This is a genomic window from Alteromonas sp. P256, assembly GCF_036864455.1.
Taxonomy (GTDB): Bacteria; Pseudomonadota; Gammaproteobacteria; order Enterobacterales; family Alteromonadaceae; genus Alteromonas.
In genome coordinates this window covers 480,326-500,816 of the sequence record NZ_JAZETM010000001.1, presented here as the reverse complement: position 1 = coordinate 500,816, position 20,491 = coordinate 480,326, and the positions used below count along the sequence as shown (strand labels likewise).

Here is a 20,491-nt window from a genome sequence, read left to right as displayed (position 1 = left end):
ATTAGTGAAGACTGATCGCGGCTTTTTGCCAACTAAAAAGACTTCATCTAATACATGTGTTGACCACCGTTGATAGATAATGTTGAGCCAGTCATAAAGCCTGCCTGGTCAGCCACCAAAAACAACACCGCATTGGCAATATCTTCTGGTTTGCCTAATCGGCCCACCGGAATAGTCGCAATTATCTTTTTAAGCACCTCTTCTGGAACCGCGCGCACCATATCAGTATCAACATACCCTGGTGCAATGGCATTAACCGTAATACCTTTTGAAGCTCCCTCAAGTGCTAGTGCTTTTGTAAAACCATGAATTCCTGACTTGGCTGCCGCATAATTCACCTGTCCGTACTGTCCTGCCTGACCATTGACAGATCCGATGTTAACAATTCGCCCAAAGCCACGCTCTCTCATGCCCTCAATAGCGGCGCGACAGGTGTTAAAACAAGACGCGAGGTTCGTTTGAATTACGGCATCCCATTGCTCAAAAGACATACGATGCATTGTACCATCGCGTGTAATACCGGCATTATTGATTAGCACCTCTACCGGGCCGTAATCAATTTCAATTTGTTCAATAGCCTGTTTCGTCTTTTCGAAATCCGATACATCAAATTTAAGCGATGGAATACCGGTTCTTTTGGTAAATGCACTGGCGGCTTCATCGTTACCACCATAGTTTGCAACGACAGTGTAACCTGCCTTATTCAATGTTGTACAAATTGCTTCTCCAATACCTCGTGTACCACCTGTCACTACTGCTACTCTGCTCATGCTGTTTCCTTTCTTAAAGTGCTTACTTTTTATACCAAAATCCTAGCTAACATGTATAAAGGGAATATGACAGGGGTTACATTAGACCTTGGTACTAGATTAATATTTATACAAGTGTCAACGCCACTTCACTGTTTCATAAAAGCCTAAATATCAGTCTATTACTTCTATATCTGATAGTTTTTGAGGCAGTCTACAGCTCATCCGGCCAGTAAGATTTTGAGTGGCGGCTTCCATTCCTCGTCCAACTAATACCTTGTCCAAGTAATACCGTTTTCCCCTATGACTAGAGGCGCTCGAATATGACTGCAATGCCTTGTCCGCCGCCTATGCACATTGTAGCCAGTGCGTACTTACCGCCTATGCGTCGCAACTCATGGATTGCTTTAGTGGCAATGACAGCGCCTGATGCGCCTATAGGATGGCCCAAAGCAATCGCTCCGCCATTGGGGTTTGTTTTTGAGGGGTCTAGTTCCAAGCCCTTTGAAACTGTAAGTGCTTGAGCTGCAAACGCTTCGTTAGATTCAATAATATCCATATCAGCGATAGTTAAACCGGCTTTAGCAAGCGCTGCTTTTGAAGCAGGAATTGGGCCTTCACCCATAACATCATTTGGCACGCCTGCTACTGCATACGATACAATACGAGCGATGGGAGCCAATTCATTTGCACTGGCGTACTTTTCACTCGCCAAGGTAAGGAAGGAAGCACCATCATTAATACCTGACGCATTACCAGCAGTTACACAGCCATCTTTTTTGAAAGCGGGTCTCATACCGCTCAATGTTTCAATAGTAGTGCCGGGTTTAACGTGCTCGTCAACTTCAAAAAACGAGCTGCCTTTTCGGCTTTTCAGCTCAATCGGAATAATCTGATCAGTAAAGTAGCCCGCGTCGATAGCCGCTGCCGCACGTTTATGCGATTCTGCTGCAAAAGCGTCTTGTTCCTCACGAGAAATGCCCCATTTACTCGCGAGATTTTCGGCCGTTATACCCATATGACCGACACCAAAAGGGTCTGTCAAACACGCAACCATCATGTCGTTGGAAACCGTGTCTCCCATTCGTGCTCCGTTGCGAAGGGCAGGCGATAAGTATCCGCCTCGAGTCATGTTTTCAACACCACCGCCAACGGCGAGCTCGTGGTCGCCAAGCATAATGCCTTGGGCAGAATTGACAACGGCTTGTAAACCAGAGCTACACAGTCTATTTAACGCCATTGCAGTTGACGATAACGGCATGCCAGCTTGAATTGAGGCCACACGTGCAACATAGGGAAACCGCGATTCAGTGGGAATTGTATTACCGACAACAACTGATTGATATTGATCAGCACTCACACCTGATGCATTTATACCGCCAGCCAGCACTTGACTCGCTAGCTCGCATGGCTCGATGCCCTTTAAACTTCCGTTAAATGTCCCGATAGCAGAACGAACGGCACTCAACACAACAACGCTATTTACACTCATTTTAATATTCCAAGTCGATTATCGTTAACAATGCCCTTTTACTTCAAAGACGATTAAATAAACATATAGCGTAAACTGAAAATACTAAAGCAGATGTTAATAGACTTTAGTCTTAGCATGATTTAGAGCAGGGTTAGTTGTCCCACGGTCATAATTGCAGAAAAATTGTTTTTTGATGACTTTAAGAGTGTGCATAAGAGTGGCTCTTAGGACCTCATTTAACGTAACTTCTCTTGTTGATGTGGCGCAAACTGGCATTATCGATAACGTGATATTTTTGTTACGTCCACAAATTTTCAGCCTAATACCTTGGTCGAAATATATAGACTTTGGTACCTCTTCAGCATAGGCTAAAAATTAGTCAAAAAAGCGAGTTAATCCAAACGAGGTGTCGTTTATGAAAGTAAAGATTGAGGTCGATTTAAGCCCCGCAGAGGTACGTGAAGTATTTGGACTTCCTGATTTTAGCCAATTTCATGCAGATATTACCGAAGATATGGCTAAACAATACGCCAAAGACCCACAGAAGGCGTTTGACACTTTCATAAAACCATCACTAGAAAGTGGCATAACGGGGTTCAGCGCCTACCAAAAATTGATGGAGTCCTTCTTGGCCTCGGGCAGCAAGTGATCGTCCAAGTACACAAATAAATATCTATGGAGAATAGACATGGGAACGGATGAAAAAGAAGTACTCGCCTGTATCGAGAAGTATGCGGCGGTTTTTAATACAATGGCGCAAGAAGTGCTCTCCCGTTCAGCCGCGAATTCCAAAGGTGCTTCTGTAGATATGCAAGGTTTATTTGACCCGCAAAAATTAAGCGCTCTGCTAAACGGCGATATTAAAGTTGACTCGAACAAGCTCATACAGCAACAAATGCATTACATGCAAAAGCAAGCCGAGTTATGGCAAGAAGCCTCAAAGGCAATGATGGGTGAAGTCTTGCAGACCAAAACAGACGAACATTCAAAAAAGAAACCACAAGACAAGCGATTTGCCCGAGAAGATTGGGACAGTAATCCAGTATTTCGCTATATTAAAGAGTCTTATTTAGCCAACTCAGAAATGCTCAGCAGCATGGTAGATGCTATCGAATTTGCCGATGAAAAAGCTGAGAGGCAAGCCAAGTTTTTTACTCGTCAGTACGTAAATTCTCTTTCACCAACCAACTTTGTGCTGACTAATCCAGAAGTATGCGAAGAAGTGCTAAAGAGCAAGGGACAAAACTTAGTGAAAGGGATGCAAAATTTCTTAGAGGATTTGGAAAAAAGTCCGCTTGAGGCATTTAAAATGCGCCAAACGGACAGCAGCGGTTTTACATTGGGCGAGAACCTAGCGAATACCCCGGGGAAAATTGTATATCAAAATGAGTTAATGCAGCTTATTCATTACGCTCCTGTGCATAAACAAAATCATCAAATACCCGTGTTGATTGTTCCTCCATTTATTAACAAATACTATGTGCTCGATTTAGACGAGAAAAAATCGATGGTACGAGGCTTACTAAATGCTGGCTATTCAGTATTCATGATTTCGTGGGTAAATCCTGATGCCGAACTAGCGGATAACGACTTCGTTGATTACATGCGTAAAGGGCCCATTACCGCGATTGAAAAGGTGAAATCCATTACTGAGCAGACGAAAGTCAATTTAACTGGATTTTGCGTTGGTGGTACACTTTGCGCGATGACGGTCGCTTATCTTGCAGGATTGAAAGATAAATCAGTTAATTCTCTTACACTTTTAACCACGCTATTAGATTTCAGTGAGCCCGGCGAAGTTGCTAATTATTTCTCAGAAGATATGTTGCCATTGATAGAGCAAAACGCTGATATTAAAGGCGTATTCGATGGTCGAATCATCGGCATGAGTTTTAGCTTGCTTCGAGAAAATAGTTTATTTTGGTCATTTTTCATCGATAACTACCTCAAAGGAAAAGACCCTGCGCCTTTCGATATTCTGCACTGGAACAGCGACTCTACAAACATTCCAGCCGCGTGTTTTAAACAATATTTGCGCACTACTTATTGGGAGAACAGGCTCAAGAATCCGGAAGATATAGTTATTGATGGGGTAAAAATCGATTTGAGTAATATCGATATACCTACCTATTTCCTCTCTACTATTTCTGATCATATCGTGCTTTGGAAAGGCGCATATGAGGGAACTAAACTTGTTTCAGGTAATCGTCGGTTTGTTCTAGCCGGTTCTGGACATCTAGCCGGTGTGATCAACCCTACCGAAAGTGGGAAATATCCGCATTGGATCAACGAAAATTTGCCAGATAGTGCGGATGAGTGGTTTGAAGGTGCAACAGAAAATGCTGGTTCGTGGTGGCCTGACTGGCATGCATGGTTGTCTCCTCTATCTGGAAAAAAACTCAATGCGCCAATTCCAGGAAAACACTCGGATCTCCCCGCACTGATGGACGCCCCAGGAAGCTATGTAATGAAGCGGTTAGGCGAATAACTCACCCTATTCATAATTTTAATTACACAGTATTTCTGATGGTAGAAACCGCGCTTATCTTTGCAGGACATCGCAGTTTAGCGTAGTGTTGCCATTTCATCTTTCGCGAAACCGAGGTTACATTGGTAGTCATCAAAAAATATCCGAACAGACGTTTATACGACACTACACAAAGTAAATACGTGAATTTAGATTTTATAAAGGTATTAATTAATGATCGTATTGAATTTAGAATCGTCGATTCAAAAACCGATGCAGACTTAACCAAGTCAGTATTGCTGCAGATAATCAGCGAGTCTGAAACCAATGAGCAACAATCATTGCTAACTGACGTGTTATTGAAACAGCTTATTCGCTTTTATGACAGCGATATGGAGGTATTCGTGCGACAGTACTTAGAGCAAAGTATTGTCCAGTTCATTGAGCAGCAAGATAAGGTTCAAGGTTTAATGAAAAATATGGTTGAAAACAGCCCTATTGGGATGTTTTCTAAAATCATGGAACAAAATATGTCTGCGTGGAATATGAACCCTAAAGACAAAAAAAATAATTAAATCAGTCGTTTAATTTTTAACCTATCAACCAACTTCAATTAAATCTAAATAAATGTTGCGGTGCAGCAAAATAATTCTTGATCTTCTCTTCATATTGTCTATTATCTAACCATAATGAAATGTTGCAGCGCAGCAATTGGCGGTGAGGGTCGCTTCCTCACGCTAGTACATCGTTTGCTGGGTTATTTCAAAATAACTATTTGAAATTACATTGAGGAAAGTCATGTTTGGTCAACTTACAGAACAAATACAAAAGTCGTCAAAGCCCGCTAACGATTTATTATCAGCGAATGTGAAAGCATTTGAAGCTGTTTATCAACAACAAAATTTATTTCTATCCGGTGTATTAGAAGACAGTGTAAAGCTGATTCAAACCATGTCTCGACAAACTGAGGTCAAGGGTGTTCTTGCGGCGCAGTCAGTGTATGCAGAATCAGTAAAAGAACGTTTTACGAGTACGGCTAAAACTGCTTACGGCACGATAACGAATGTTTCTCAACAATATTCTGACGCCTTAAAAGCAGGTTTAGAGAGTGCAGGGGAGCCAAGCACTGCTAATGTAGTAACAAAAGCACCAGTGAAAAAAGCGGCACCTGCAAAAAAAGCCGCACCCGTGAAAAAAGCAGCGCCTGTGAAAAAAACTAGCCCTGTAAAAGCAACGCAAGCGAAAAATAAAGAGGACAGTTCGGTTTCGGTTCAGCAACAAGCCAAGTCATCGTCATCAAAGCCTGCAACAGCTGAAGCGGCAAAAGCGTCGGCTAAACCCGTAGCAAAGAAAGCAGCACCAAAGACAGTTGAAAAATCGACAGTGAAGCCGACAGCGACAAAAAGTACAGATGAGGGTAAGGCGACGCCGACAGTTTAAGCGACGTCAATTAACCGTAACGTTGACATAGCAGCTACTGCTACTACAACGATATCGGCTAAATAAGTTAGTCAGCAACTAGTAATGAGTGTTTAAAATTAAATCGGAGTTTTATTATGTTAGAACAAATGAACGAGCAACTTAAAGAGTCGATGAAGCCAGTAACTGAACTAGCAACATTGAATATGTCTACACTTCAAGCATTAGCGGAAAAGCAAAACGCACTGTTTTCAACATTATTAAGCAGTGGAGTTTCTTTTGCTGAAACAGCGAGCCAGCAAAAAGACGTAATGAGCCTTGCTGAAACTCAAAAAGCGTACTTAGAGTCGTTGCAAGAAACGGTAACTAATTCCGCTAAAGAAACTTATACTCTCGTCTCTGGCGCGCAAGCAAAAGCGGGCGAAATGATGAAAGAAATTAGTGAAGAGTTGACCTCGAAAATGACTTCTGCCGCTACTGCAAAATAAAGTTAAAGGCTTTATATTTATTGCTCTTAAGCAGAAAAGAAACCGCTAAAGAAGCTCCAATCGCAAGAATAGATTAAGACTTGGTGATTGGAGCTTTTTTGTCTCACAAAATTTTTTATATTCACAAAAAATAGGAAAAAGTAAGCCCTAAGTGATTATATAAGCGTTATTCTAAAGCTGAGGAAAGTAAATGAATTATCAAGCGTATGACTATTTTGCCCGCACAGGTCAATTAATGAGTGAAGGTTTTAGCTTAGTTAATGACATTGTATCTCATCCTAGCAATCCCTTGTCATATACTTGGACTGGACGCATTTTAAACGCCTCTCTAGAGACTGCCATTAGAGTCACCCAACGTTACGACAAGCTTGGGTTTAATATAGACTCTGCAGAAGTAGACGGCAAAACAATTCGCGTCAATGAAGAAGTCGCCATGAAACTGCCGTTTTGCAATTTAATTCATTTCAATCGAAGTGGTCAAGTTGCGAAGGAGAAAGTACTTTTAGTCGCGCCTCTTTCTGGTCATCACGCAACACTTCTTAAAGGAACGGTTGAAGCACTATTGCCAGAACACGAAGTATACATTACGGATTGGCTAGATGCCCGTGAAGTGCCTTTAAGTGAGGGGCCATTCTCGTTCGATTGTTATGTGGGCTACCTGATGGAATTCCTTAATCATTTAGGTGATAACTCACATATGATTGCTATCTGCCAACCCACAGTGCAAGCATTGATAGCAACGGCTGTGATGGCTGAGCAGAAAAGTCCAAATACGCCCAAATCGTTAACTTTGATGGCGGGGCCTATAGACACCACAAAGAATCCAACACGCGTTAATGAATTTGCACATGAACGGCCAATGTCGTGGTTTAAAAATGTCGCTATTATGGAAGTACCAGTGGGGTATCCTGGTCAAGGTCGTAAAGTGTACCCAGGTTTTATGCAACTCGGTGGTTTTATATCGATGAACAAACAAACGCATTTGAAAAAGCATCAAACGTATTTTCAAAATCTCTTGTTTGGCGAAAAAGAAGACGCAGATCGCTTTAGGGCTTTTTACGATGAGTATATGGCAGTGCTAGATATGCCTGCTGAATTTTATTTAGAAACGATTGAACGCGTATTCAAAAGCAATGAGATAGCAAACAACACCATTACCTATGAGGGTAAGCCCGTAAATTTTGACGCAATTGTTGATACGGCGCTGCTAACGGTGGAAGGGGCTGACGACGACATTTGTGGTATTGGTCAAACTGAAGCCGCACAAGATTTATGTACTAATATACCCAAAAACATGCGAAAGCATCATTTGCAGCCTGGTGCAGGTCATTACGGTATTTTTAGTGGTTCAATGTATCGAAAGAATGTTCGTCCTTTGGTGACTGAGTTTATCGATAAATATTCCTAATATTACTTAAGATATGGCGCGCGTTATGATGCATTTATTGACGCGCCAGTGCGAAGTAGCTATTTTTTCTCAACAGAAATGGGCGTTTGAAATCCGTTGGGCTTAATTCCAACCACAGCACAATGGAGCTGCTGAAGTGTATCTTCAGCGGTGCTGCCCATGATAAAGCCGGGAAGCCCCAACTTTGCCACTGTACCCATTACCACAACATCAGCTCTTAAAGACGCCGCAGTAGCCGCTATCTCTCGGCGTGGATAGCCATGCACAATATGCCGTTGAGGATTTAAATAGTCCATTACGTCATCGTCAAGTTCGTCACTAAGTTCATCGAGTAGATGGGTTACTTCTTTACTGCGCTCTTCAAAAATATTGGCGAGGTCTTGCTCTATCTTATCGCTGTCGATAGCAATAAACCCATCTCTCGCTATATTTTCAGGCACAGCATCAAATACGTTTACAACATGCAGCTGAGCAAATTCAAGTAAGGCAATCTGACTTGCATGACGCAGTATGTCACGGTTTAGCTCTCGCCTAACGGCGGCTTCCTCTTTTGCATAGTGGTAATTCACGTCGATTGCCGCTACTACATTTTTATATTGACTTTTAGGAGTGCGGTCGACAACCCAAACCGGGCAGGGGCATTTTCTCAATAGGCGTATGTCTAAGCTGCCGAAAAGCTTATCTAAAAAACTCTCTTCTGCACGCTTAATGACCAAGTCGATATTGTTATTTACAACGTAACTCACTACATCAATCAGCGGATCGCCGATCAGTACCTCGGTATCAGCATGATAGTGCTGGCTCCAGTTTTTAGACTGCTCTGTTAGCCACTGCTGAGCTTGAGTTTCCATACTCTGTTGAGATTCAATATAAGAAAACGACTCCATGATCATATTGGCATTAGGCGGAAGCGTCTCTAGTGCAAGCACAATGGTGATATTCGCTTGATGGGTTTTAGCAATGTGAAGTGCCTGAGCAACCGTATCATCCTGACGGTGAGAGTCGCCTAGTACACAGAGAATGTTTTTGTAGTGTCCTTTCATCGTGGCCTCATTAGCATTGTCGTTGTTGTGTTTACCGAATACGCTTTATTACAATCCTAAACTTAGAATGCCTTACTTGCCAGTGTGTAAGTAAGAATTCTTTATGACGTTTTCGGGTTTTTAATGCGCTACACGTAATCCTTATGCTAGATTAGGAACTACATTATTAATCAATTATGAGATGAGCATGAAGTGGCCAAACCTTAAGCATTTACACTACCTTGTAACCCTACATCAAGAGCAGCATTTCCATCGTGCCGCTCAGCGTTGCAACGTGAGCCAATCAACATTAAGTACTGCCATCCAAAACCTCGAAGAGCACTTTGGTAGCCAGCTTCTAGAGCGCGAACATAAAACGTTTGTATTTACGTCGCTAGGACTAGACATTGTGGAACGCAGTAAGTTAATACTGCAAGAAGCGGGTGAACTGGTTGAATATGCGCAAAATGCAGGTAATTGGCAACGAGGTACTATAAAGCTAGGGGTTATCCCTACTATTGCGCCATTCCTTTTTGAAGGCATGTTGGGGGCTTTTAAGGCATTTCTACCAGAGATTAACCTAGAAATGCAGGAAGACACTACTGAAAAGCTGCTTCAACAATTAACAGACGGTAGGTTGGATTTACTTATTCTTGCATTACCTATGGATACCCCAGGGTGCAAGCAAATGGTGCTAGGGCACGATCCATTTCACCTTATCGCCCATGAGGATATGCTACCAACTTTGCCTAACCCAGTGGATATATCGTCGCTACCTAAAAAGAGTATTTTTTTGCTTCAGCAAGAGCATTGTATGACGGGGCATGCGGTAAGCGCCTGTAACTTGCAGCACAGCGACCAAATAAGCAGTGTTGCTGCCAGTAGCCTGTACACCTTGGTACAATTAGCAAATAGCAAAATGGGGTATACCTTTTTACCAGAGTTGGCGATTAACCAGTCTATTTTAGAGCACACCGGGCTTCAAAGTTATCCGGCTGAGGAAAAAGGCTTCAGGGAAATAGGGCTTGTATGGCGCTCTGGCACCACTCGCATGCAGCTGTTTCGACGTATTGGTGAAATTGTTTCACCATTATTGCCAATACCAACGCTCAAATAATAGCGCGAGCAAACACTAAATACCGCAAATATTAAAAAGTTGCTCTTTGAAAAATGATCTCAAGAAAATAACGCAAAGCCACCAATTGCTAGGTGGCCTTATTTCACTTTAGATATGCGGAGCTGAATGACCAAGTGCGGCAGCCCAAGTAAGCTCAGAGCGTGATAAGTTGTTTGCCGCATTTCGGCCAAAGCTATGCAGGGCATTGTAAGCGCTGTTTGATGGAATGCCCACGTAGTGGCAAAGTGCGTAAAAAAGTAGGCTACAGCGATGCTGAGAGCCATCGCAGTGCAAATAAATACTGGCACCTTCAGATAACATTTTTGATAGCTCATGAAGATAATGATGTAGGTGAACATCATCTGTTGGCGATTGAGATGATGGATGACTAAAGGGAACCCACAACCATTCCAAACCATTTTCCAATGCGCTGTCTCGAATATTTGGGGCTTGTTCTTCACCGGTTTGAACCGTTGCCACGTGAGTCACTCCTAAGCTTTTTAATGCACTATAGGCTTCGGCAACAGGCTTCTTGCCCAAACATATTTTGCCCGCTTTCAGCGAGAACCAGGCGATGGCGGGTGACCCATCTGCGGTGATATTGCCATGAGTGTTATTGCCAGCAATGTTAGTCTCAGTTTCAGTTGTATTCACAGCGAGCGTTAAACCACAAAATAATAAATTGAAAAATAATGGCAACCGCATCCGCCGATAACGAATACGTGCCATATAGCATGGGTGTATTTTACCTTTTTTGCCATGTAAAAACAGACGCCCACGCTGAAACAAAGTCCCCCTGCTACGAGTAGCCACAATCCAGCCCCAGGTAATGCCATATAAAGAGGATAAATTAAGCCGATGGCTATCCAGCCCATGAGCAGATAGGTTATAACCGACACTTTCGGAAAGCGATGTTGCGCCACTAATTTAAAGGCAACCCCACCAAATGCAAGGCCCCAGATAACACCGGTCATAACCATACCTAACGCGCCACCGATAGACACTAGAAGTAACGGTGTGTAAGTACCCGCTATCAATAAATATATTGCACTGTGGTCGAAAAGCTTAAGCCATTCTTTGGCTTTATGATGTGAAGTAGCATGGTAAAGAGTAGAGCTTAAAAACATCAGAATAAGGGTGGTGCCATAAATTGCTACGGTAGCTAAGGCAAGTGTACCATCAGCTCGGTAGAGTAAAAAAACTAAGCCAACAATGGCAGCAACCAAACCGACGCCGTGACTAATACTATTAAGCCATTCCTCTATTACTGAGTACGCCCTTGCGGGTATGCTTTCAAGTTGGTCTCGCATTTCTGACATGACTACTCCTATAGCGTGTTTGTCGTCATTTTTGTGAATTTCAGTGAACAAGTGTTCGCTGAAATAATGATAGCAGAAAATGCACTGATATTGACACTAGTTTTCAACTTTCTAAAGACTACTTCTTACTCTTTTCGTTCAGAGCTAACCGTCCCGCCTATCAATGCCTTTTTTACAGCTCGGTAGGTTATATTTTACTCGGTGCATTTTACTCCCTCTTGTGTAGAAACTTCCAATATCAACACAGTTACCTCGCCCCTATTTTAGTAAATGCATGATTTTTATTGTTTTTTGTTCTTGGTTCGAAACCTGCAATAAATCTGTATAAACCAGGAAACAATGGGTTGATAACTCATAAAAGTTAACCAAGCAATTTACAGTTTCAGCACCATTACTGATGCAAGGGAATAGGTGTTTTGTTACAAGTATATAAACCAGCGATGGCAAAAAGTTATAGAGCCAAAATTATAGCGCTGAAATGGAAGCCCTTAATAAGGAGCAATAAATGTCTTTTCTAAAATGGATTTCTTCAGGAATAGTCGTGTCGTTACTCATCGTTTTGATTGGGGTAGTAGGCAACGGGAATACCTTTGTGAGTCAAGCGACTGCTGAGGATAATGCTAAGCCTTATCATACAGACATAACGGATGTGGAAGAGACTTACACCAGCATGGAATTTAACGTAAATAGAAAAACTCATCTATTACGTAAAACTCGAATTGAATTTTACCTTGCACAAGCGAAACAGGCTGATAAGCGTGGGTGGGATCATCAACGCAAAGACATTATGAGAAGAGTGGAAAACATTTTAGCGCATCATCTAACGCAATATGCGCAAGAAGTTGACGCTGAAATGTCCCAGTATACTTCTGCTTAACCATACTTTTGCTTAACCCACATCGAGTATCGCTAAATACAGATAGCTAGAGTTGAGAGCGTGTTAACTGCTGCAGCAATGCACGGTAAAAAACGACACGCTTTAATTCTCTATCTTTGGTCGTCCGCTTTAAAGCAGCTACCAAGTTTGTCTAGTAAGTCACGAAGCTGCACGCTTTCTTCATGGCTCATGCCGTCTAATTTGCACAGCATTTGCGAAGGGACGTCTTGGGCAATGTGTTTTTTAGATTTACCTTCCTCGGTGAGCATTACTCGTTTTACCCGCTTGTCGTGTTCATCTTTTTCAATAGTGAGGAATTGTTTTTCATTCAGCTTTTTAAGAATGAGCGTCATAGCACCGCCATCAATCGCGGTGCGCTCTAATAGTTCGGCAATGGTGATGTTATTCGCTTCCCACAAAGCCATAAGCGTAATGTACTGCGGATAGGTAATATCCAACGCCTTCAATAGGGGCCTGTAAGCACGTGTAAATGCATTTGAAAGCGTATAAAAGCGATGACAAAGCTGATTTTCTAATTTTAATAATTCAGACACAGGCAACTCCAATTCAATAGTGGTTTTATTTTGTATGCAAAGTACTTGAACTTCAAGCCGAGATAGTGTTATTTTATTTTGTATGCAAAGTAAGTATGGCTAATAAAAGTCTTCGCTTGCTGTTTTGCAATTTCTTTTTAACAACGGAGTTTATGATGCATACATTACAACAGGTCGTTTATACCGGCACAGCAACGGCAACAGGCGGAAGAGAAGGCACGGCAAAATCTAGTGACGGCAAACTTGAACTTGGGCTTTCTACACCAAAAGAACTTGGCGGCGCAGGTGGCCAAGGGACAAACCCTGAGCAAATGTTTGCAGCAGGGTACTCAGCCTGCTTCATCGGTGCACTGAAGCACGTTGCAGCTTCACAAAAAATTAAATTGTCAGACGACATTAGCGTAACTGGCGATGTGTCTATTGGGCCTATCGAACAAGGCTTTGCCATTGCCGTTAAGCTTACCGTTGACCTTGGTGATGTGGAAACAGACAAAGCGCAGGCGCTAGTAGATGCAGCGCACCAAGTGTGCCCGTACTCAAATGCAACTCGCGGCAATATTGAAGTAGATATAGCGCTCGCCTAACCATGTTTATTGGTCTATGGCCGCTGCCTTTCAGTGGCCATTGAGCCTGCGCTAAAACCGTGCCTCAGCGGAATCGAACCCTCACAACTACCGAATTCTTTTGTTGCTCAATCTCACAGCCACTGGGCCCACATCATCACTCAACCCAGTTAGCAAAGTTAGTGTTAAACCTTACCTGTCTCATACCCTGTTTATTTATCGCCCGTGAAGCTTCTACTTGCTACTATGACCATGTAGAACGAACTCTTAGACAGAATTGCCTAAACTTATAAAGAAACAGAACGAGCTTGAAAGAACTATAAAGGAAGAAGCATGAAACAACATAGGAACCACACTAAGAGCTACTGCAAAATGCTGGCTACGCTAATTTGCGTACCAGCCCTTTTTGCATGCAGCGATGCCACTACTGAGTCTGCGAGCAAGGCTGACGCTAGCGCTGCCATGAAGAACGCTGCAACCGAAAATATGGAAAATAAGGCGGCCGAAGATAACGCTAGAGCAGAAATTTCAGAGGGGTCATCTGATATGGCCTCAGGGGTCGATTACCATTCATTTTCTAACCCCGATGAAATACGGGTAACCCATTTAGCGTTAGAGCTTAGCGCTAATTTTGATACTCAGCAGTTATCAGGAAGTGCAACGCTCAAGGTAGAGCGCACCGACCCAAAATACAATGAGCTTATTCTTGATACTCGCGCTCTGAACATTGAAACTGTTACCGTAAATGGTGAGGCAGTTCCCTTTACTTTAGGCGAAACCGATGTTGACCTAGGAACGCCTCTTTCCATCTCGCTACCCGAGAACGCCAATCAAGTTACTGTGAACTATGCCACATCACCAAGTGCGTCAGGCGTTCAGTGGCTCACACCAGCACAAACCGCAGGTAAAAAGCATCCGTTCTTATTTACTCAAGCTCAGGCCGTTCACGCCCGAAGCTTTATACCATTGCAAGATTCCCCGCAAGTGCGTGTGACTTATGAGGCCACCATTAAAACACCGCCAAGCTTATTGGCAGTAATGAGCGCAGCAAACGATCCTCAAACAAAGCGTGATGGTGAATACACCTTTACCATGCCGCAGCCTATTCCTTCTTACCTTATTGCATTAGCCATTGGCGATCTGCAGTTTAAAGCCATGGGCGAGAGAACCGGGGTGTATGCCGAACCTGCGCTTCTTGAAGGTGCCGCCAAAGAATTTGAAGACACCGAGGCGATGCTCGAAGTAACTGAAGAGACTTACGGGCCTTATCAGTGGGATCGATACGATCTACTTATTTTACCGCCATCGTTTCCCTTTGGTGGCATGGAAAACCCTCGTCTCTCGTTTATCACGCCAACCGTAATTGCGGGTGACAAGAGTCTAGTATCTCTTATTGCACATGAGTTGGCTCATAGCTGGTCTGGAAATACAGTTACCAACGCTACATGGCGTGATTTGTGGTTAAACGAAGGCTTTACCACCTATTTAACCTATCGCATCATGGAAATGATTTATGGTCATGAGCGGTTTAAAAAAGAGGCCGTGCTAGGTTATCAAGACTTGCAAAACGATATCGCTGCACTAGAACAAAACGATGAAATTCTTGCTATCGATTTACGTGGTCGTAACCCTGACGATGTATTTTCAAATATCCCTTACGAAAAAGGCGCGCTTTTTCTTCGTGAGTTAGAGCAAAAAGTAGGGCGTGAGAATTTTGATGCATTTTTAATGCAGTACTTCGAAGACTTTGCTTTTAAAAGCATTACTACAGATACCTTTATCGACTACTTGGATGGGACGCTGCTTAAGCAATATCCAGAAAAGTTAGACGCTGAGCGTATTCAGCAGTGGATTTTTGAACCTGGTATTCCTGAGGGCGCACCAAAGCCTGAGTCTGATGCCTTCAGTAAAATCGATGATACACGAAGCGCTTGGCTTTCTGGTGACGTAATAGCAGCGGATATTGAAACCGCACAATGGACTGTACACGAGTGGTTGTATTTCCTTAATAACATGCCTGAGTCGTTGACCGACAAGCAGCTAACAGCGTTAGACACGGCGTTCTCGCTAACAGAAACACAAAACAACGAAATTGCCCACAGCTGGCTGATGATTGCTGTAGCCAATGAGTACAAGCCAGCATACGAGCGTTTATACAGCTATTTGGTTAGCATTGGCCGCAACAAATTGGTTAAGCCGCTTTATCGTACGCTTTCACAAACACCAGAAGGCAAAGCATTTGCGAAGAAAGCATTTGAAGAGGCAAAGCCTGGTTACCATCCATTGACGATAAGAGCCAACGAAGGTTTTGTTAACTAAGCGCTGTATGAGTAGTCTCTTAAAGAGTGAGTAGGTAAAGCCTGCTCTCTCAGAATATACGTTATATAAAGGCCCTATCAACTTTGCTTGGTAGGGCCTTTTTTATGCATCTTTATTGTACTGTATTGGTTGTAGCCGTCGCGTGAAAAAGGGTAGCTTGTCTAATCAGCTAACGCTGGGTTAGCGATAAACAATATATCCATAATAATGGCTGGATCCCATTGTCGCATGGCGGTCTCACTGGCAATGCGGATATCGTCTAACTCACTTATCGTGGCAACAGAAAACGATTTATCAACAATAATATGCACGAGTAAATAAATGTCTCTTCCGCTTTTACTTATTCGTACTTCCACATGTTGATAGGGCACTGCAATCAAGGTTTGCTTTAATCGCTTTTCAATCACAGCTGTCACCGACTCTGGTGGCGCTTTATTGATGACTTCTTTTAGGCTGTTAAGCATAATTTTAAAAGGCACTGGCAATATCGCGATTCCTAATATTATTAGCAAGACGGGGTCGACAAAGGGCGCATACTCAGCAAAACGGGTTTGCTCAATACCATACGCAGTGGCAAACCCTAATAGGATGGAAGCACTTAATACGCCATCTACAAACCAAGTGTGAGCTTCTACCGCCACTAAATCTGAGCGCAATGGTTTGCTTTGATACTTCATGTAGCCGGACACAGCAAAGCAGGCAGTAGTAGCAACAACACCGTAAATTATTGCATAGCCATACTCAGCCTTTATTCCGCCGTCTGTAAGGCTACCAATAGCCCCCACAACGGCGTATAAGCACGTGGCAATAATAACAATGGATTTGAATAAGTTTAACGTAGGCTCTATGGCCGTGTAGCCAAAATGAAAGCGGTCGTCATCGGGTAACTGCACTAAATTTGCTACTTTCAGCGTGAGCAACGACATGAAAAAGGCAATGAGTGAGTATGCGCCGTCAAACAGGATGGCGGCTGAATGGGTAATATAGGCAAAGCCAAGTGCGATAAATACAAACAAACCCGCTACGTAAAACGATACACGCAGTAAGGTTTTTTCTTTAGTGTGGTGAAAACCTATGGCCATTTTCGGCTCAAAGACTCAAGTGTTAATATTCGGCGGATAATACGCTTGTTTTAGAAATAAGATAGCGAATTTATGCTGGGTGACGAATAATTTTTTTAAGTCTGGATGCCACCTATAGCAAGAACAAGCAACTAGATTGAGAGTAGAAACGCTGGTGGTATTTTGCGAGAACGCTAAGGACAAAAAAAGGAGTGTATTTACACTCCTTTTTCGATTTTTGCTTGCGGCTAACTAAGCTGCTATGGCCTATTCGCTTTGCTCTTGTGAGATACGTTTGGCATATCTCATCTTCGCTCTAGCCAATTCTGTAAAGCTTGCTTTTACCTCATCAACGGTTTCTATTTTTTCTTTCATGTCTTCGTATTGCGCCGCTTGCGCTTCTTGCATTTTTTTCTGCAGTTCAGATTGGCTTATTCGATAACTTGTTGAGCCTACTTCGCCTGCTCCAATCAAACGGCCATTGTGAAAGCTAGAATTTAAGAACTCGATTCTGTATTCATCAAGGATCTCATTCACAAACAACGCCTGGCAACCGCGGTGGTTAAGATTATTCTCCCATGGCTTGCACTTTACTTTATAGCCTGATTTTTCGGCCACAGTATTGTAAGTTTTGAAAAACGATACCTGTGCATCGTGCAGCTTACTACGGTAATAAGAAACTGGCCGCTTGCCTAATACCTCAATGGTTTCATTTGTGGCTGTGTCTGCAGCATTTCCAGTCGATGGAATATATGATGAAGCCATGGCAAATGGGCTAACAACGGCCGAGAGAAGTACTGCTAGTTTGGCGTACTTTTGGCAGAATACTGGTATAGCTGTGTAGCTTTTGGCTTGGTATTTTTTGAGCATAGTGAAATCCTCTTTTCCTTCAGAATAACGACAACTTGCTATTAAAAATTGGTCTTGCTGCACTCGTGAGTTGCAATAGGTATAAGTCCATTCTTTTTATTACCTATTTCAATATTGTATAAGAAGCGCTTTAAATTCATACAATATGAACGTAGCAAATTAAAGTGCGTTGAACAAGTCGTTGATATCAGTAGCTATCCTCATATGTCGCTTAGCACACTAATTCTATTGGCTGCGCTATGATTATTGGGCTAAGCCATAATTATTAATTCTTTTTTACTCAAGCTATAACAAATCCGTGTGAGCTCAGGCATATCCCTGAAGACGCTAGCCTTTTACGTTAAGCTCCTAATGTAATTAAAAAGCTGGAACCAAAGGTAATTTTCTAGTTACTTTTAAAAATCATTCTCATTTGCATATGTAATAGGAATGATTTACATTATCGCAAAATTTTTTGTCCCAACCGTTAGCCATTGGAATTGTAATGAGAAATACAGGTCGAAACGCTGTCACCGTAGTTATTTTAACCGTGCCAACCCTATTTAACGCGAATGCACAGACTACTAACACGAATGAAGACGAGGCGGCAGACTCCGTTGAAGTCATCAGTGTTGTCGGCACCAACCAGTCTCGTTACATTGTTGAGGCAAAAGACGGAGCAAGTGGCTTAGACTTGTCGTTTCTAGAAAACCCAAGAAATGTTTCGTTTATTCCAGAGCAACTCGTCTTAGACCGAAAAATTACCACTATCGAAGAAGCATTACGTAATGCGCCGGGTGTTAGCGCGGGAGATGGTTTTGGAGGAACTACAGATGATTTCTTTATACGTGGGTTTCGTCGAAACGCATCGTATCGAAATGGCTTCAGGCGCAACTCAGTTTTTAAAGAAAATTTAGCCAATGTAGAATACACACAAGTGGTAAAAGGGCCTGCGGCCATCACTTATGGTCAAGTTGAGCCCGGCGGTGTGGTAGATGTCGTCACAAAGCGGCCGCTAAGTGAACAAAGAATTGCAGGAGAGCTTCGCTATGGTTCGTTTAATGACCAGTTTGCTCTTTTTGATTACTCTCAGCCTATTACCGACGACCTTGCTGTTCGACTGGTTGGTTCAACGCAAGATGCAGAGAGTTTCAGGGATTTTACCGATATTAAACGTGATAATGTTGCCTTTTCAGCCCGTTATTATTTAGCTGACAGTACTCAGTTTGATTTTGCGTACGAATGGCGAGAAGAAGCAAGGCCACTAGACAGAGGCACTATTGCAATAGAAACTTCTCAAGGTCCTCAAGTAATTAACGAGCTACTCGACGTACCATTTAGTCAACGCTTTGGCAGCCCCTGGGAAATAGGCGAGGTTGACTATCAAATAGCAGAATTCCGTGTGCTACACACTTTCGACGATCACTGGAACATTGAAGCAAATATCGCCAGAGAAGACTCGACGGGCAACGACCTTCAATCTCGACCGCGTGCAGCATTTGTAGTAGATGCCGAGACCAATATAAATGAGCAAGGCTTTATAACGGGTCCGTTTGACCCCAGCGTTATTGTGTCAGGTGCGGTATATGACGATCCTACCGACCGTGTTTATCTTGTTAAACGTTTGGACGGCAGCAGAAATAGAGAAATTACAGCCGATCTAGCAAACATCAAGCTTCGAGGCGACTTTGCGTTTGCTGGCATGGAGCACAAAGTAATATTGGGTGCTGACTTTATTGATGCACAAGAAAGCCGTCGCTTTACCATTGGCAGTCAAACAGATGGTGTTACCGCACCATTTCACAGCTTTATCTCCCCTGTTTATGCACTGTCTGATGCTTTCACCGTCGATGACAGACCTTTAGATTTAAATACGCGAAAAGACTATGGTGTGTATGCCAACCTCTTTACCAATGTGACTGAAAATGTTGGGGTACTTGCAGGTCTTCGATACAGCGATACCGAGTCTGAGAACTTTCGTGACGGAGTAACACGCTCGCAAACCGCCGCTTCAGGTGTGGTGCCTCAGCTAGGCCTGAGCTATCAGGTAACAGAATCAATTTCACTTTATTCTTCTTATGCAGAGTCGTTTGAACCCAACATTGTCATCCCGGACAATGAGGGCCTGGTTCGTGAAATCGACCCAGAGGAGGGCGAGCAAGTAGAGCTAGGTGCCAAAGCCGAGCTATTTAACGGTCGAGCACAAGCAAGCGTTGCCGTATATCAAATCGATAAAGTGAATGTGGTAAATGGATTAAATGATGACGGAAGCCCAATATTTATTGACGGAAGAAGCTCTGAGGGCGTTGAGTTTAGCTTAACTGGCCAACCGACGGACGGAATGAACGTTACGGTATCTTATGCTTATACAGATGCTGAAGATAGAGATGCTCAAGGCAACACGCGTCAGGCCGAGTCTATTGCTGATACTATTTTTAATGTTTACGCATCTTATGAATTTCAAGGCGGACAACTAGAAGGCTTAGGGCTTGGTGCTGGCTATTACTACGAGTCTGACCGAGTTCTCGACCCTGAAGGAAACCTTTCTGCACAGCTGAACTTAGGTGATGTTAATTTAGTCGATTTATCGGCATGGTACTCTGTGAAAGCCCCTCAAATGTTCAGTGACGATGGCACAATACGCTTTCAGCTTGCGGTCAAAAATGTATTTGAAGACGAGTATTATGGTGCTGGCTTTACTGTTCTGAGAATACCGGTAGGCATGCCTCGCACCGTATTCGGTTCGGTTTCTTTTGATTTTTAGGCTTCACATACTATGAATTTGGCTTTTCGCCACACTGCGGT

At 43.0% G+C, this 20,491-nt stretch carries 19 protein-coding genes; 11 read left to right on the top strand and 8 right to left on the bottom strand.

Annotated elements, in window-relative coordinates:
• Positions 1-47: 47 nt before the first annotated feature.
• Positions 48-770, bottom strand: coding sequence for an acetoacetyl-CoA reductase (phbB, locus tag V7R39_RS02190; protein ID WP_334027705.1), 723 nt, complete (start codon positions 768-770; stop codon positions 48-50).
• A gap of 286 nt (positions 771-1,056) precedes the next feature.
• A complete protein-coding gene (bktB, locus tag V7R39_RS02185; protein ID WP_334027703.1) occupies positions 1,057-2,241 on the bottom strand; it encodes a beta-ketothiolase BktB in 1,185 nt (394 codons plus the stop codon).
• Positions 2,242-2,638: 397 nt separating this feature from the next.
• Between bktB and V7R39_RS02180 the strand changes: the two genes are divergently transcribed.
• The 6 genes from V7R39_RS02180 (at position 2,639) to V7R39_RS02155 (ending at position 8,005) form a co-directional block, all read left to right on the top strand.
• Positions 2,639-2,872, top strand: a complete 234-nt coding sequence (locus V7R39_RS02180; RefSeq protein WP_334027701.1) for a DUF6489 family protein — start codon at positions 2,639-2,641, stop codon at positions 2,870-2,872.
• Between the two features lie 39 nt (positions 2,873-2,911).
• On the top strand, positions 2,912-4,711 hold the full coding sequence (locus tag V7R39_RS02175) for a PHA/PHB synthase family protein (protein ID WP_334027699.1): 1,800 nt from the start codon (positions 2,912-2,914) through the stop codon (positions 4,709-4,711).
• Between the two features lie 122 nt (positions 4,712-4,833).
• A complete protein-coding gene (gene phaR, locus V7R39_RS02170; protein ID WP_334027697.1) occupies positions 4,834-5,265 on the top strand; it encodes a polyhydroxyalkanoate synthesis repressor PhaR in 432 nt (143 codons plus the stop codon).
• Between the two features lie 223 nt (positions 5,266-5,488).
• Entirely contained in the window at positions 5,489-6,130 is a 642-nt protein-coding gene (locus tag V7R39_RS02165) for a phasin family protein (RefSeq protein ID WP_334027695.1), read from the top strand.
• 116 nt (positions 6,131-6,246) lie between these two features.
• Positions 6,247-6,597, top strand: a complete 351-nt coding sequence (locus V7R39_RS02160; protein WP_334027693.1) for a phasin family protein — start codon at positions 6,247-6,249, stop codon at positions 6,595-6,597.
• Positions 6,598-6,787: 190 nt separating this feature from the next.
• Positions 6,788-8,005 carry a polyhydroxyalkanoate depolymerase gene (locus V7R39_RS02155; RefSeq protein WP_334027691.1) on the top strand — a complete coding sequence of 406 codons (1,218 nt, stop codon included), beginning with the start codon at positions 6,788-6,790 and terminating at the stop codon, positions 8,003-8,005.
• Between the two features lie 59 nt (positions 8,006-8,064).
• On the opposite strand, the gene V7R39_RS02150 is transcribed toward V7R39_RS02155, so the two are convergent.
• The gene (locus V7R39_RS02150) at positions 8,065-9,048 is read right to left on the bottom strand and encodes a universal stress protein (RefSeq protein WP_334027689.1); all 984 of its coding nucleotides are present in this window, start codon (positions 9,046-9,048) and stop codon (positions 8,065-8,067) included.
• 187 nt (positions 9,049-9,235) lie between these two features.
• On the opposite strand from V7R39_RS02150, the gene V7R39_RS02145 reads away from it, so the two are divergent.
• Positions 9,236-10,144: a hydrogen peroxide-inducible genes activator gene (locus tag V7R39_RS02145; RefSeq protein ID WP_334027687.1), complete on the top strand. Its 909-nt coding sequence runs from the start codon at positions 9,236-9,238 to the stop codon at positions 10,142-10,144.
• A 108-nt stretch (positions 10,145-10,252) separates the two neighbouring features.
• Here V7R39_RS02145 and V7R39_RS02140 read toward each other — a convergent pair whose 3' ends face one another.
• Positions 10,253-10,798 carry a hypothetical protein gene (locus V7R39_RS02140; RefSeq protein ID WP_334027685.1) on the bottom strand — a complete coding sequence of 182 codons (546 nt, stop codon included), beginning with the start codon at positions 10,796-10,798 and terminating at the stop codon, positions 10,253-10,255.
• Positions 10,799-10,806: 8 nt separating this feature from the next.
• Entirely contained in the window at positions 10,807-11,463 is a 657-nt protein-coding gene (gene trhA / locus V7R39_RS02135; protein ID WP_334027683.1) for a PAQR family membrane homeostasis protein TrhA, read from the bottom strand.
• A gap of 505 nt (positions 11,464-11,968) precedes the next feature.
• Between trhA and V7R39_RS02130 the strand changes: the two genes are divergently transcribed.
• A complete protein-coding gene (locus V7R39_RS02130; protein WP_334027681.1) occupies positions 11,969-12,340 on the top strand; it encodes a hypothetical protein in 372 nt (123 codons plus the stop codon).
• 110 nt (positions 12,341-12,450) lie between these two features.
• On the opposite strand, the gene V7R39_RS02125 is transcribed toward V7R39_RS02130, so the two are convergent.
• Positions 12,451-12,894 (bottom strand): MarR family winged helix-turn-helix transcriptional regulator, encoded by a 444-nt coding sequence (locus V7R39_RS02125; protein ID WP_334027679.1) that lies wholly within the window; start codon positions 12,892-12,894, stop codon positions 12,451-12,453.
• Between the two features lie 155 nt (positions 12,895-13,049).
• Between V7R39_RS02125 and V7R39_RS02120 the strand changes: the two genes are divergently transcribed.
• Together V7R39_RS02120 and V7R39_RS02115 are read left to right on the top strand one after the other, a co-directional pair.
• Positions 13,050-13,478: an organic hydroperoxide resistance protein gene (locus V7R39_RS02120; protein ID WP_334027677.1), complete on the top strand. Its 429-nt coding sequence runs from the start codon at positions 13,050-13,052 to the stop codon at positions 13,476-13,478.
• A gap of 351 nt (positions 13,479-13,829) precedes the next feature.
• Positions 13,830-15,776 carry a M1 family metallopeptidase gene (locus V7R39_RS02115; protein ID WP_438823502.1) on the top strand — a complete coding sequence of 649 codons (1,947 nt, stop codon included), beginning with the start codon at positions 13,830-13,832 and terminating at the stop codon, positions 15,774-15,776.
• A gap of 161 nt (positions 15,777-15,937) precedes the next feature.
• Here the strand turns inward: V7R39_RS02115 and V7R39_RS02110 are convergent, their stop codons facing one another.
• Both V7R39_RS02110 and V7R39_RS02105 read right to left on the bottom strand, forming a co-directional pair.
• Positions 15,938-16,858: a cation diffusion facilitator family transporter gene (locus V7R39_RS02110; protein WP_334027673.1), complete on the bottom strand. Its 921-nt coding sequence runs from the start codon at positions 16,856-16,858 to the stop codon at positions 15,938-15,940.
• Between the two features lie 246 nt (positions 16,859-17,104).
• A complete protein-coding gene (locus V7R39_RS02105) occupies positions 17,105-17,707 on the bottom strand; it encodes a hypothetical protein (RefSeq protein ID WP_334027671.1) in 603 nt (200 codons plus the stop codon).
• Positions 17,708-18,191: 484 nt separating this feature from the next.
• Here V7R39_RS02105 and V7R39_RS02100 point away from each other — a divergent pair, with 484 nt between their 5' ends.
• Positions 18,192-20,450, top strand: coding sequence for a TonB-dependent siderophore receptor (locus tag V7R39_RS02100; protein WP_334027669.1), 2,259 nt, complete (start codon positions 18,192-18,194; stop codon positions 20,448-20,450).
• Positions 20,451-20,491 lie beyond the last annotated feature (41 nt).

Bases quoted from the DNA above. Each gene is read 5' to 3' on its own strand.
- V7R39_RS02100 (WP_334027669.1), top strand. From the start codon at position 18,192: ATGAGAAATACAGGTCGAAACGCTGTCACCGTAGTTATTTTAACCGTG.
- V7R39_RS02130 (WP_334027681.1), top strand. From the start codon at position 11,969: ATGTCTTTTCTAAAATGGATTTCTTCAGGAATAGTCGTGTCGTTACTC.
- V7R39_RS02160 (WP_334027693.1), top strand. From the start codon at position 6,247: ATGTTAGAACAAATGAACGAGCAACTTAAAGAGTCGATGAAGCCAGTA.
- V7R39_RS02155 (WP_334027691.1), top strand. From the start codon at position 6,788: ATGAATTATCAAGCGTATGACTATTTTGCCCGCACAGGTCAATTAATG.
- V7R39_RS02120 (WP_334027677.1), top strand. From the start codon at position 13,050: ATGCATACATTACAACAGGTCGTTTATACCGGCACAGCAACGGCAACA.
- V7R39_RS02145 (WP_334027687.1), top strand. From the start codon at position 9,236: ATGAAGTGGCCAAACCTTAAGCATTTACACTACCTTGTAACCCTACAT.
- trhA (WP_334027683.1), bottom strand. From the start codon at position 11,463: ATGTCAGAAATGCGAGACCAACTTGAAAGCATACCCGCAAGGGCGTAC.
- V7R39_RS02180 (WP_334027701.1), top strand. From the start codon at position 2,639: ATGAAAGTAAAGATTGAGGTCGATTTAAGCCCCGCAGAGGTACGTGAA.
- V7R39_RS02110 (WP_334027673.1), bottom strand. From the start codon at position 16,858: ATGGCCATAGGTTTTCACCACACTAAAGAAAAAACCTTACTGCGTGTA.
- V7R39_RS02150 (WP_334027689.1), bottom strand. From the start codon at position 9,048: ATGAAAGGACACTACAAAAACATTCTCTGTGTACTAGGCGACTCTCAC.
- phbB (WP_334027705.1), bottom strand. From the start codon at position 770: ATGAGCAGAGTAGCAGTAGTGACAGGTGGTACACGAGGTATTGGAGAA.
- V7R39_RS02115 (WP_438823502.1), top strand. From the start codon at position 13,830: ATGCTGGCTACGCTAATTTGCGTACCAGCCCTTTTTGCATGCAGCGAT.
- bktB (WP_334027703.1), bottom strand. From the start codon at position 2,241: ATGAGTGTAAATAGCGTTGTTGTGTTGAGTGCCGTTCGTTCTGCTATC.
- V7R39_RS02165 (WP_334027695.1), top strand. From the start codon at position 5,489: ATGTTTGGTCAACTTACAGAACAAATACAAAAGTCGTCAAAGCCCGCT.
- V7R39_RS02105 (WP_334027671.1), bottom strand. From the start codon at position 17,707: ATGCTCAAAAAATACCAAGCCAAAAGCTACACAGCTATACCAGTATTC.
- V7R39_RS02175 (WP_334027699.1), top strand. From the start codon at position 2,912: ATGGGAACGGATGAAAAAGAAGTACTCGCCTGTATCGAGAAGTATGCG.